9 protein-coding genes are annotated in these 13,243 nt (G+C 63.1%); 4 read left to right on the top strand and 5 right to left on the bottom strand.

Going from position 1 to position 13,243, the window contains the following annotated elements; genetic code table 11:
• Window positions 1-18 precede the first annotated feature (18 nt).
• The 5 genes from NKI79_RS02580 to NKI79_RS02560 form a co-directional block, all read right to left on the bottom strand.
• A complete protein-coding gene (locus tag NKI79_RS02580; RefSeq protein ID WP_352799685.1) occupies window positions 19-969 on the bottom strand; it encodes an ABC transporter substrate-binding protein in 951 nt (316 codons plus the stop codon).
• A gap of 112 nt (window positions 970-1,081) precedes the next feature.
• Window positions 1,082-1,930 (bottom strand): DUF1194 domain-containing protein, encoded by an 849-nt coding sequence (locus NKI79_RS02575; protein ID WP_352799683.1) that lies wholly within the window; start codon window positions 1,928-1,930, stop codon window positions 1,082-1,084.
• A gap of 93 nt (window positions 1,931-2,023) precedes the next feature.
• Entirely contained in the window at window positions 2,024-4,585 is a 2,562-nt protein-coding gene (locus NKI79_RS02570) for a GcvT family protein (RefSeq protein WP_352799681.1), read from the bottom strand.
• Window positions 4,586-4,853: 268 nt separating this feature from the next.
• The gene (locus NKI79_RS02565; protein ID WP_352799679.1) at window positions 4,854-5,117 is read right to left on the bottom strand and encodes a hypothetical protein; all 264 of its coding nucleotides are present in this window, start codon (window positions 5,115-5,117) and stop codon (window positions 4,854-4,856) included.
• A 154-nt stretch (window positions 5,118-5,271) separates the two neighbouring features.
• On the bottom strand, window positions 5,272-7,761 hold the full coding sequence (locus tag NKI79_RS02560; protein ID WP_352799678.1) for a mechanosensitive ion channel family protein: 2,490 nt from the start codon (window positions 7,759-7,761) through the stop codon (window positions 5,272-5,274).
• A gap of 242 nt (window positions 7,762-8,003) precedes the next feature.
• Between NKI79_RS02560 and NKI79_RS02555 the strand changes: the two genes are divergently transcribed.
• The 4 genes from NKI79_RS02555 to NKI79_RS02540 all read left to right on the top strand — a co-directional run bounded on the left by NKI79_RS02555 (window position 8,004) and on the right by NKI79_RS02540 (window position 13,224).
• On the top strand, window positions 8,004-9,263 hold the full coding sequence (locus tag NKI79_RS02555) for a sarcosine oxidase subunit beta (RefSeq protein ID WP_352799676.1): 1,260 nt from the start codon (window positions 8,004-8,006) through the stop codon (window positions 9,261-9,263).
• A gap of 91 nt (window positions 9,264-9,354) precedes the next feature.
• Complete coding sequence (locus NKI79_RS02550; RefSeq protein WP_023676536.1) at window positions 9,355-9,651, top strand: sarcosine oxidase subunit delta; 297 nt, start codon at window positions 9,355-9,357, stop codon at window positions 9,649-9,651.
• Entirely contained in the window at window positions 9,648-12,644 is a 2,997-nt protein-coding gene (locus tag NKI79_RS02545; protein WP_352799675.1) for a sarcosine oxidase subunit alpha, read from the top strand. The genes NKI79_RS02550 and NKI79_RS02545 overlap by 4 nt, the downstream gene beginning before the upstream one ends.
• The gene (locus NKI79_RS02540; protein WP_352799673.1) at window positions 12,637-13,224 is read left to right on the top strand and encodes a sarcosine oxidase subunit gamma; all 588 of its coding nucleotides are present in this window, start codon (window positions 12,637-12,639) and stop codon (window positions 13,222-13,224) included. Before NKI79_RS02545 ends, NKI79_RS02540 begins: the two co-directional genes overlap by 8 nt.
• Window positions 13,225-13,243 lie beyond the last annotated feature (19 nt).

The following is a 13,243-nucleotide window of genomic DNA, read 5'->3' as shown; positions in this document are numbered from 1 at the left end:
GGGCGACAATCCTGCCGGTTAGTCGGCGACGGCGCTGGTGTCGGCCAATGTCGATACGTCGGGCGCTTCCTTGATCAAGCCCATCTGCAGCAGAAGCTCGCCGGCGGTCTTGGAAAAGTCCTGGAATTCCTTGGTGAAGAACTGCTTGTTTTCAGACTTGTCGGCCCATTTCAGGTATTTTGCCGACTCTTCGAACTCCTTGGCCGACTGCTTCACGTCGGCGCCCATCGTCTCATAGGATTTCGCCGGGTCGCTCTTGATCAGGTCAAGTGCCTCGAAATAGCTGTCGGCAAGCGCCTTGGCCGCATCCGGATTGGCCTTGAGGAACTCCGGCGTGCAGCCGACCGTGTCGAGCACCATCGGATAATCGAGAGTGGTCACAAGGATATGGCCCTGGTCGGACTTTTCGCGCACCGCCGAGATGAACGGCTCATAGGTGACCGCCGCATCGTTCTGTCCGGCGAGAAACGCCTGCGCCGCCGCGTCCGGCTCCAGGTTGACGACCGTCACGTCCTTGGTCGACATGCCGTTCTTGTTGAGCACCCAGGCCAGCATGAAATAGGGCGACGTGCCCGGCGCCGAGGACGCGACCGACTTACCCTTGAGATCGGCGACGGTCTTGATGTCGTTGCGGGCGACGATGCCGTCGGCGCCGTAGGACTTGTCGAGCTGGAATATCTGCTTGGTCGTCACGCCGTTAGCGTTCCAGACCAGCCAGGTCTCGACCGTAGTGGCGGCGCATTGCAGGTCGCCGCTGGCGATGGCGAGGGGCCGGCTGGCTTGCGGCACCTTCTTCAAGGTGACGTCGAGGCCGTGCTTTTCGAAGATGCCGGCCTGCTTGGCGAGCGTCAGCGGCGCAAAGCCCGTCCATCCGCTGATGCCGATGCTGACCGATGTAGCGGCGGTGGCCGGCACGGACAATCCGACGGTAAGCGTCAAGCTTGCTGCAAGAATTCCGATCCTGTTCATGTCGGTTCCCCTTTTTTGTTCGGATGGAGAATTGTGTCACAGACGCGCACAGGCTTGTCAATGAAGCAGATGCTGCACTGCGGTATGTCATCACCGGCAGCAAACTTCGCCATTAGCGGGTGTTGTATATCCAGCTGCGGTCGCGCCACATTTTTTCGCCGACCAGGCAGTCGGTGACGGGGATGTCCTGTGCCAGCACCAATGGCGGATGCGCCGCCTCTTCCGCCGCTCGCCGCGGCGAGGCCGGACCGGCAAGCTCCAGCACCAGCTTGCGGCGGATGGCCTCCGGAAACTGCGTCCAGTCATTGACCGGGATCATGAAGGAGCCCGGCCCGCCGATGACGCAGTCGCTGTAGTAGCGGTCGAGATTGTTGACATCGTAGGCGCTGGTGAACCCGCCCCTGGTCATCAGCGGCAGGCCGTTGACGGTGATGCCTTGCTTGATCACGGCGTCGCGGGTGATATCGACAGGTGCGCCCTGGTTGTTGGGGCCGTCACCCGAAATGTCGATCACCCGCTTGACGCCCTGGAAGCCGCTTTCGGCAAAGAGATCGCTGGCGAATTCCAGCGCGCCGGAGATCGAGGTGCGCCTGGCACTGGCCGGCGGATGAGCGGAAAGCTGCGCTGCCAGCCGCTCGGCGTCGGCACGATTGGCGATCACCGTCCACGGCACGACGACCTGCTGCCAGGTCGCGCCAGCCCATTCGACATACGTGACGGCAATCTTGCCATGAGCGCCTTCGCCGATTGCCTGCAGCACATCGTCGTGCGTCAGCGCCGCCGCATAGCCATGACGCTGGATTTCGAGCTCGTCGGGCGACATGGACAGCGAAACGTCGACTGCCAGCACCAGTTCGACATCGACCGCCTCGGCGGCGCGGGAGTTTGCCGTTAGCCATAGCACCGACGCCAGCGCGGCGGCACCCGAGACGAAATGTCTTGCACGGGCAAAACCAGACATGCCGCACGTTAAGCGAAAATCGCCGATCGACAAAGAGAAAGCCCGGTGAAGAGCCGGGCTCATTCGGTCACATTTTTGCGACCGTCCCTATGCTTAGCTGCGCGGATTGAGGTTCTCCGGGTCGTAGAGCGGCCTGTAGCCGACGGCGGCCACTTCGACTGGGTATTTCTCGCCGAAATATTCGACGCTCAGCTTGCGGCCCTCCTGGCAATACGCCCAGGGGAGGTAGGCGAGCGCGATGTTCTTGCCGAGGGTCGGACCATAGGCCACCGAGGTCGTGAAGGAGCGGCGGCCGAGCTCGTCGACGAGCGTCTCACCGGTTTGGGGGTCCATCACCGGCATCGTGCCGACCGGATAGCGGGGAACGCCGTTGGAATCGGTATTGTCCGTCATGATAAGCGTGCAAAGCATGGCCGGCTGGTGCACCCGGGCGCGATATTCCAGATGCTTTGCCTTGCCGCAGAAATCGGCCTCCTTGACCTTCGGTCGGGCAAGGTCGGCTTCCAGCAGATTATATTCGGTCAACAGATCCGCGTTTTGCAGACGCAGGCTCTTCTCCATACGGCGGCTGTTGGCATAGGTCTCGACGCCAAAGGCCATCACGCCGGTCGACCGCAGCGCGTCCCAGACAGCGAGGCCGTCCTCGTAGCGCATGTGCAGTTCCCAGCCTTGCTCGCCGACATAGGAGATGCGGAAGGCGGTCACGTCCTTGCCGGCGATCCTGACGGGCTTGATCGCGGCAAAGGGAAAATTCTCCGGCGTCAGCCCGTCGGGGTTTTCCACGCACTTGCTCAATGTCGCCCGCGCGTTCGGACCCCAGATGCCGATGGTCACGTACTTCTCGGTCACGTCGGTGACGGTAACGTCGAAGCCTTTGTCTTCTGCCGTCCGGCGCATGTACTGGAAGTCGCGCGGTCCGGCATCGGCGCCGTCGATGACGCGGCAGCGGTCGGCCATGCGGATGACGGTCAGGTCGGCGCGCACCATGCCTTCCTCGTCGAGGAAATGGGTATAGATGCCCTTGCCGATATTGCCGTCACCGCCGATCTTGGCGGCGCACAGCCATTCCATCAGCGCGACATGGTCCGGGCCTTCGACGTCGTACATGGCGAAATGCGACAGGTTGACGATGCCGCAATCCTCGCTCATCGCGAGATGCTCGGCGTTCGAGACGCGCCAGAAGTGGCGGTTATCCCATTCGTTTTGGCGCACCGGCACCCGGTTGCCGTATTTCTCGAGCAGATGCTCGTTGGCGGCGTAGCCATGGGCGCGCTCCCAGCCGCCGAGCTCCATGAAATAGCCGCCGAGTTCCTTCTCGCGCTCCCAGAACGGCGAGCGGCGGACATTGCGAGCCTTGGAGAAGGGCTCGCGCGGATGGACCGCCGGATTGTAGACCTTCATCGCCGTTTCAGTGCAGCGGTCCCAGATGAACTGCTCTTTCGTCTGGTGCGGATAGAAGCGCGAATAGTCGATGGCGTGATGGTCGATCGCCGTGCGGCCGTCCGTCATCCAGTCGGCGATGAGCTTGCCCATGCCGGGGCCGTCCTTGACCCAGATCGCCACGGCATACCAGAGGCCCCTCACCTTCTGGCTTTCGCCCATCGACGGCCCGCCGTCCGCCGTCACCTGCAGCAGGCCGTTGAAGGAGTGGCTCTCATTGTAGCCTAGCTCACCCAGGATCGGCGTCAGTTCCATGGCGCGCTCGAGCGGCGCCAGGATCTGCTCCATGTCGAGATCGCGTTGCGACGGCGAAAGCCGCGCCTCGTTTTTCTCGAGAATATCGCGCGGATGGCAAAGGCGCGGATTGGTCTCTTCGTAATAACCCCATTCGATCTGCCCGCCTTCGGCGGTCTTGGGATCGCCGGTATCGCGCATATAGGCCGAATTACCCTGGTCGCGCAGCAGCGGCCAGCCGATCTCCTTGCCGGTGCCGGCGAACTCGGTGTACGGCCCGAAGAAGGTGAGCGGGTGGTCGATCGGCATGACCGGCAGGTCCTCGCCCGCCATTTCCGCGATCAGCCGCCCCCAGATGCCCGTGCAGACCACGACGTAGTCGGCCTGGATGGTGCCGCGTTCGGTCACCACGCCCTTGATGCGGCCGTTCTCGATGACGAGCGACCTGGCCGAGGTGTTGGCAAACGCCTTGAGTTTGCCCGAGGCTTCCGCCTGGTCGACCAGCTTGCCGGCGACTGTCTGCGAACGCGGGATGACAAGGCCGGCATCGGGATCCCACAGGCCGCCCTGTACCATCTGTTCTTCGATCAGCGGGAATTTTTCCTTGATCTCGGCGGGATCGATCAGGCGGGCGCGTGTGCCGAAGGCCTTCGCCGAGGCGATCTTGCGCTTGATTTCCGCCATGCGGGCGTCGTCGCCGACGCGTGCGACCTCGAGGCCGCCGATGCGGGCGTAATGACCCATCTTTTCGTAGAAATCGATGGAATAGAGCGTCGTCCAGCACGACAGGAAATCATGGCTGGTCGTGTAGCAGAAGTCGGAGGCGTGCGCCGTCGAGCCGATATCCGTCGGGATGCCCGATTTGTCGATGCCGACAATATCGTCCCATCCGCGCTCGATCAGGTGATGGGCGACCGATGCGCCGACGATGCCGCCCAGCCCGACGATGACGACCTTCGCCTTTTCCGGAAACCCTGCCATTGCCCGCGACTCCAAGATGCTATTGCGAGCAGACTATAGGTCGGCGCGGCGGCGCGCTTGCAGCCTGTTTGCGACATCGCCAAAAAAGCCCGCGCCACCAGCTCGTCGAATGCAGTTGGACCTACGCCTTCACTCTGTTCGGTACGAAAGCGCTGCTATAGCCCGTTCTGCGCAGCTTCGAAGAAAAGTGAATACCTTCATCGCCGATTACTGGAAGTAAATAAAAGGCCGGGCAAACGCCCGGCCTTCAAAAATCATGGCGTCGACTTTACTTGATGCGCGCGACGCCGCCCGAGATCTCGACGGTCTCCGAACCCGTCAGCGCCTCGAGGTCGCCATTCGGCAAGGTAACAAAACAGCCGCTCGGGCAAAATTCCACGGTTTCGCCGGCGGCCAGCGCCAGCTCGGTCTTGCCGTCGCCTTCCGTCACGATCAGCGTGCGGGTCTCGGCGTCCTTGTTGACCGCGCTGGCGGCATGGGCCGAACCGCCCACGGCCAGAAAAGCGATGGCGGCGACGAGAGACTTCCACATTTTGCAGTATCGGTGTTGCCACCGCCTCTGTTGCATTTCGCAAGGCATTCTCGCCGTTTGCAGGTGAGCTTATATGCAATGCAAGCTGAACAGCAACTGAATGCCGCATTCATGCCGCAATTGATTTCCGAAGCTTGAAGGCAAGCTCCAAACGCTAGTCAGGATCGGGCTTGCGTACCTTGCGTCCCGACTTGGCGAGACGTTTCGCCTCGACCGCCGCTAGAGCTTTTGCTTGTTCCCGTTCGGCGAATTCGACTTCGATCTTGTCGTCGTCGATCGGCCAGGCCTCGTGCTTTTTGGTCTCGACGACGGCGCGCGGTGTCGACGGAATTTCGATATGCTGGTCGGCGAACACATCGAAGATGCCAAAGCGGATGTCGTTCTGGACGATATTGCCACTAAGAACGTCTGCCAGGAACACGCGGATCTCGAATTCGAGCGCAGCCGGGCCGAAATTGGAAAACAACACAAAGGGTTCCGGGTTCTTCAGCACCAGCGGATGGCTGCGTGCGATCTCCAGCAGGACGCCATGCACGTGCTTGACGTCGCTGCCATAGGCAACGCCGACCTTGATGTCGATGCGGCCGAGCTTGTTGCGGTGCGTCCAGTTGCCGACCGCATTGTTGATCAGGTTTGAATTGGGCAGGATCACCGATTGCCGTTGGAACGTTTCGATCTCGGTGGCGCGCACGCTGATCTTCTTGACCGTGCCGCTGATGTCGCCGGCGACGATCCAGTCGCCGACCTTGAACGGCCGCTCGGCCAGCAGGATCAGGCCCGACACGAAATTCGAGACGACATTCTGCAGGCCGAAACCGATGCCGAGGGACAGGGCGCCGGCGACCAGCGCGAGATTGGAGAGGTCGATACCGGCCGCCGAGATGCCGACTAGTGCCGCGACCGCGACGCCGGCATAACCGACCGCCAGCCGGATCGAATTGCGCACGCCGGTGTCGACCCGGCCGCGCGCCATCACCGAGCCGTCGAGCCAGCCCTGGAACCAGCGCGTGAGGAAATAGCCGATAATGAAGACGACGACGCCGGTGAGAATGCCGGTGACCGAGATCGTCACCGAACCGATGGTGAGGCCGGTCGCCAGCTTGTAGGCCCAGGCCTGGATGTCGCCGGGCTGGAAACCCCACATCAACAGGATCAGCGGCAGGAACACCAGCACAATCATGATGTTGATGGCGGCGCTGACGACAAGCCCGAGCTGGTCGAGGGCGGTCTCTTCGTAGCTTGAATTGGCCGCTAGCCAGCGCCCGATCGAAGTTTTGGCGAACCCGCCTTCCTCGCCGATCGCCCGCGCCGACAGGAAACCGATATAGGCGGTGACCAGGATCGTGCCGGTGACTACGACCTGCAGCGAGACGAAAATTGCAAGGCCGATATAGCCAAGCAGTGCCGATGCGATGGTGAAAAGGCCTAGCGCGATGGCGGTGTAGCGCAGCCACGCCGGCCATGGGCGCCAGCTTCCGTCGGGAGCCTTGAACGGCTTCAGCAAACCCATCAGGATCAGGATGATGCCGACGATGATGGTGGCGATGAAGCTTCTGGCGATGGTCAGCGACAGTGGCGAGCCCATCTTGTCGTTCACGACCGACAGGAAATAGTTGATGCCGATGGCGACGGCCATAGCGGTCGTCAGCCGCACCAGCCAGCGCGCCGGGCCGGTTTCGACCGGGATCAGACGCCAGTTCGGCAGTCGGGGCTCGAGCGCTGCGTTGGTCAGGCGGTTGACGCAGAACACCACCGCGACAACGGCAACCAGCGAATTCAGGAAGATGCCGATGTCACCGCGTAAAACGTTGTAATAATTGAAGAAGAAGATCGTCGAGACAAGGAAGGCGCCGACCGCCAGCGTCGGCAGCAATGTCGACCAGAACGCCACCGACAGCCGGCTGAGATAGGAGGGGTCCTCGACGGAGGGATCCGCTTCGAAGACGCGGCCGAACAGGCGTCGGCCGCCGATAAAAAGCACTGCAGCGAATGCGAGCGCCATCAAAGTCGCGGCAAGAATGGCCTGGAACTTGAACTTGAAGGCGAAGCTCAGCCAGGACGAGACCGCCTTATAGAAGCCGGAAAACTCAGCGTTGGCGTCGGAAAAGACTTCGGGGCTGAGCGCATCGGACAGCACGTAGCGCTTGGTAAGCACATTGCGAAACAGCTCGCTGCGCATGTTGCCGATCTTCTCGATCAGCCCACTGATGCGGATCGACAGGTTCTGCGCGCTGGCAATAACGGCGTTGATCTCGGCTTTTTCGGAAGCCAAGGCCTGGCGTTCACCGGTTACGATGTCTGGCTCGGCCGGCTGGCCCGCGGCCGGCGGAGGTCCCAGCACCTCAATCCTATCGTTAATATCGCCGAGACGCGAGCGGAACGCTAGCGCGCTGGTGAGCGCCGCCCGCGACAGATCCTCCAATTGCAGACGGATTTCCACCAGGGTGGCATCGTCTTGGCCGTCCTGCTGTATCTTCTTCTCGAGACCGTCGGTTTTGGCCGTCAGACTCTGGATGACCTTCTGCTGGTCTGCGATCAACCCGGCGGCGCCCTGCCCGAGTGCCTGCGCCATTGCAACGAACGACGGCGGCGCCGAGACGACAAGCGCAAGAATCAAGACCAGGCGGAGTAAACGAAAGAACATGTTTTTTTCTGGCGACTCGCGGGCGGCATCGGCAGTTTTGAAGCACGTCCTTGATAAAGAGGCTCATATCACGGGGCAAGTCATCCCAGGCGTCTCGTTTTTCGAAGTCGGCCAATCGAACTCGGCCAATCGGAGTCGGTCAATCGAAGTCGGGGAGTCGAAAAGCGATGGCGCAATCTTGGCTTTGCGTTGGCCACCTGCTCTATAGTCTGCCGCCAAGCCTGAAATGGATGACAATAAGAATGGCGGAATATTCGGCCTTTTCGCTTCTCAAAAACGCGCTGACCGGAAACAAGGACTGGAGGCCGGCCTGGCGCAAGCCCGACCCGAAGGCGTCCTATGACGTGATCGTCATCGGCGGCGGCGGCCATGGCCTGTCGACCGCTTACTACCTAGCCAAGGAGCACGGCATCACCAATGTCGCGGTGCTGGAGAAGGGCTGGCTCGGCTCCGGCAATGTCGGTCGCAACACCACGGCGGTCCGTTCCAATTATCTCCTGCCGGCCAACACGCGCTTTTACGAGCATTCGATGAAGCTGTGGGAGAACCTGGCCCACGACCTCAACTACAACGTCATGTTCTCGCAGCGCGGCTGCCTGAATCTCGCCCACACACCTGCCCAGCTCGACGACTATGCCCGGCGCGGCAACGCCATGCGCCATCTCGGCGTCGACGCCGAACTGATGACTACGGCGGAGATCGCCCGCCTGGTGCCGGCACTGGACGTCTCGGCCACCGCGCGCTTCCCGATTGTCGGCGGCCTGATGCAGCGGCGCGCCGGCACCGCCCGCCACGACGCCGTCGCCTGGGGTTATGCGCGCGGTGCAGATCGTCGCGGCGTCGACATCATCGAAAACTGCGAGGTCACCGGCTTCCTGCGCGACGGCGACCGTATCACCGGCGTCGCGACGACGCGCGGCGAAATCCGCGCCAAGAAGGTAGCCGTCGCAGTGGCCGGCAGCACTGGGCAAGTCATGCGGCTCGCCGGCATCGAGACGATGCCGATCGAGAGCCACGTGCTGCAGGCCTTCGTCACGGAATCGCTAAAGCCGTTCATCGATACGGTCCTGACCTTCGGCATGGGCCATTTTTATATGTCGCAATCGGACAAGGGCGGCCTTGTCTATGGCGGCGATCTCGACGGCTACAACAGCTACGCCCAACGCGGCAGCCTGCCGATCGTCGATGAGGTGATGAGCGAGATGCTGGCGCTGTTCCCTGGGCTGGCCCGTGTCCGCATGCTGCGCTCATGGGGCGGCGTCTGCGACATGTCTATGGACGGTTCGCCAATCATCACCACCGGTCCGCTGCCGGGCATGTATCTCAACTGCGGCTGGTGCTATGGCGGCTTCAAGGCGACGCCGGCTTCCGGCTGGTGCTTTGCCTGGACCATTGCCAAGGACGAGCCACACGATCTCAACGCGGCCTTCACGCTCGACCGCTTCTACCGTGGCCTGGTGATCGACGACAAGGGCCAGGGCGCCACGCCCCGGCTGCATTAGGCCATGATCCCGAACCGCAGGTCCGCGTCAGCAAAAGGTGGAAACCGGTTTTCGGACAAGATCATGGTCAAACGAGAAGTTTAAGAGATCCATGCTCATCACCTGCCCCTATTGCGGCCCGCGCGACGTGATCGAATTCACCTATCAGGGCGACGGCAATCGCCAGCGCCCACAGCCCGCCTCGCAGAATCTCGACGCCTGGAACGCTTATGTCTACGACCGGCTGAACCCGGCCGGTGACCACAATGAGATCTGGCAGCATTCCGGCGGCTGCCGCGCCCATCTCAGGGTCGTGCGCAACACGCTGACGCACGAGATCTCCAGCACCGCGTTCGCGCGCGGCGATCACAATTCGGTTGCGCGGCACCGGGCCGAGGACAAGCCATGAGCCCGCGCCGTACCGAGGCCGGCGGCCTCATAGACCGGCTGCGGACCATTCGTTTCACCTTCGACGGCGCGCCCTATACCGGCCACGCCGGCGACACGCTGGCTTCGGCGCTGCTGGCCAACGGCGTCACCCTGTTCGGGCGTTCGTTCAAATATCACCGTCCCCGCGGCGTGCTGACCGCCGGCGTCGAGGAGCCTAACGCGCTGGTCACCGTGTTGCGGGGCGAGGTTCGCGAGCCGAACATTCCCGCCACCATGGTCGAGATCTATGACGGGCTGACCGCAATCAGCCAGAACCGTTTCCCCTCACTTGCCTGGGACGTCAGTGCCGTGAACCAGCTCGGCGGCACGCTTTTGTCGGCCGGCTTCTACTACAAGACCTTCATGGGACCGGTGATCGGTCCGCTGAAGGGCACGCGCTTCTGGATGTTCTGTGAGCATTTCATCCGCCGTGCCGCCGGCCTGGGCAAGGCAGGCACGGCTCCCGATACGGCGCGCTACGAACGCATGAATGCGTTTTGCGATGTGTTGGTAGTCGGCTCCGGCCCGGCCGGGCTGATGGCCGCCAGGGCTGCTTCCGATCAGGGTGCACGCGTCATCCTGGCCGAGCTCGAGCCGCATTTCGGCGGCTCGGCCAATTGGTCGGGCGAGACGATCGATGGCATGCCGGCCGCCGACTGGGCGGGGCGCGCCGCTGGCCAGCTCGAAGGCCGTGACAATGTCCGCCTGCTGCCGCGCACCACGGTCTGGGGCTATTATGACGGCAACACGCTTGCTGCGCTCGAACGCGTCACCGACCACAAGGAAACGCCCGGCAAGGGCGAACCCCGCCATCGCTACTGGACAATCCGCGCCAAGTCGGTGGTGCTGGCCACCGGCTCCCTGGAGCGTCCGCTGGTCTTTCCGGGCAATGATCGACCAGGCGTGATGCTGGCGCATGCGGCCGAGCGTTTTGCCAATGAATATGGCGTGCTGCCCGGCGACAGGATCGGGCTGTTCACCAACAATGACAGCGCCTATCGCGCGGCCCTGGCGCTGAAGAAGGCCGGCGCCGTGGTCGTCGCCATCGTCGACGTACGCCCTGAGCTTTCGAGCGAGATGGGCAAGCTGGCCGGCGAAACCGAGGCCGAGATCTTTTCTGGCCACGCGGTGATCGCCACCGAGGGCGGCAAGGCGCTGTCCGGCTTCAAGGTGCAGCGCTTCGATATGGCGAGTGGCGCGCTTTCCGGCGATGCGCGCAGCATCCACGCCGATTGCCTGCTTATGTCGGGCGGCTGGTCGCCGACCATCCATCTGGCCAGCCAGGCCGGCGCCAAGGCGGAATGGAACGAAACGTTGCAAGCGTTCCTGCCGCCGAAACCTACAACACGGCAATGGATCGGCGCCGGCGCCTTCACCGGCAGTTTGTCCACCGCCGAGGCGATCGCCGAAGGCCGCGCCGCCGGTTTTTCCGCGACGGGCGGAACCGGCGCGCCGGCGGCCTTGCCGGTTGTCGAAGCCGCACCCGGCGATCCCGATCCGGCGCCGGTGTTCGAGATCAGGGCCAGTGGAAAGAGCTTCGTCGATTTCCAGCATGATGTGACGGCCGACGACGTGCGGCTGGCGCATCGGGAAGGCTTCGTCTCGGTCGAGCATCTGAAGCGCTACACCACGCTCGGCATGGCGACCGACCAGGGCAAGAGTTCCAACATACCAGGCCTGGCCATAATGGCCGAGGCGCTGGGCAAGCCGATCCCGCAGGTCGGCACGACGCGCTTTCGCCCGCCCTTTTCGGCGGTATCGATCGGCTCGCTTGCCGCCGAACGCTTCGGCGATCTGAAGCCCGAGCGGCTGACGCCGATGCATGACTGGCACGTCGCCAACGGCGCCACCATGTATTCGGCCGGCCTCTGGTACCGGCCGATGATCTACGGCCATCCCGGCGAGACGATCGAGCAGGCCTATGTGCGCGAAGCGAGAGCCACGCGCGAGAGCGCCGGCATCGTCGACGTCTCGACACTGGGCAAGATCGCCGTGCAAGGCCCGGACGCGGCGGAATTCCTTGACCGCGTCTACACCAACATGTTTTCGACGCTGGCCGTCGGCAAGGCGCGCTACGGGCTGATGCTGCGAGAGGACGGTCTCGCCTTCGACGACGGCACAACATGGCGGCTCGGCGAGCAGGATTTCCTGATGACCACCACCACCGCCAATGCCGGCAAGGTGATGCAGCATCTGGAGTATTTCCTCGACGTGATCTGGCCGGAGCTGAAGGTCCACGTCACCTCGGTAACCGATCAATGGGCCGGTGCCGCCATCGGCGGGCCGAAGGCAAGGCAGATATTGGCTGCTTGCGTCAGCGGCACCGCCGTCGACAATGCCGCCCTGCCCTTCATGGGCATCGTCCACGGCGAAATCGCCGGCGTGCCGGTGATGGTCTGCCGACTGTCCTTCTCCGGCGAAATGGCCTTCGAGGTCTATTCCGGCGCCGGTTACGGCACCCATGTCTGGGAGGCGCTCATCGAAGCCGGCAAGCCGTTCGGGCTGGTGACCTACGGGCTGGAGGCGCTGGGCACCATGCGCATCGAGAAAGGCCACGTCACCGGTGCCGAGATCGACGGCCGCACCACGGCACGCGACCTGCATCTCGACTGGATGCTGTCGAAGAAGAAGCCGTTCATCGGCTCGGCGATGATGGATCGCGAGGGGCTGATCGCACCCGACCGCCTGGAACTCGTCGGTATTGTTTCGCTCGACAACCGGACGCTCAATGGGGGCGCACACATCGTCGAGGAGCTTGACGAAGCCAATCCCCACGGCTCGCTTGGCCACATCACCGCCTGCTGCTATTCGCCGGCGCTCGGCAAATATATCGCGCTTGCCCTGGTCAAGGGCGGCAAGGCGCGGCGCGGCTCGCGTGCCTACGTTTCCGACCCGTTGCGCAACCGGTTCGGGCCGGTCGAGATCGTCTCCAACCATTTCTTCGATCCGGACGGGAGCCGCATGCATGGTTGAACGCCAATCACCGCTTGAGCCGGTGCTGCATCCGGGCTCGCATGGCGATTTCGAGCACGGCGGCGAAATCATCCTCTCCGAAACCAGGCCGGGGTCGATTCTGCAGCTCGCCGCCTGGCCCGGCGAGGAGAAGACGTTGATGGCCGGCATCCATACGGTCACCGGCCTGACTTTGCCCGACGGCGCCGGCGGCGGTGTGACGAACGGCGCCAGGTCGGTGTTCGGCTTTGCGCCGGGAAAATTTACGGTTGTCGATGAAGCCGAGGGATTGGCGACGGCCTTTGCCGATGTCGTCACTCCGGCCATCGGTACGGTCACCGACCTTTCGCACGGCCGCACCGCGATCCGTATCGCCGGGCCGAAGGCCGAGTGGGTGCTGGCGAAGTTCTTCGCCATCGACTTCGCGCTGCCGGCCTTCCCGATCGGCGCCGGCCGCTCGACCATGCATCACGACGTCTTCGCGCAGATCCAGCGCACCGCGGCCGATCAGTTCGATATCTATGTGTTCCGCTCGTTCGCACGCTCGTTCTGGAAGGCACTCTGCCACGCCAGCGAGGAAGTCGGCTACGACGTGCAATAACTCAGGCGGCGCGTCGCCA

Source organism: Mesorhizobium sp. M0340 (assembly GCF_040321535.1).
Classification (GTDB): Bacteria; Pseudomonadota; Alphaproteobacteria; order Rhizobiales; family Rhizobiaceae; genus Mesorhizobium.
The sequence above is the reverse complement of the archived record's forward strand: the minus strand, read 5'-3'. Positions and strand labels throughout refer to the sequence as shown.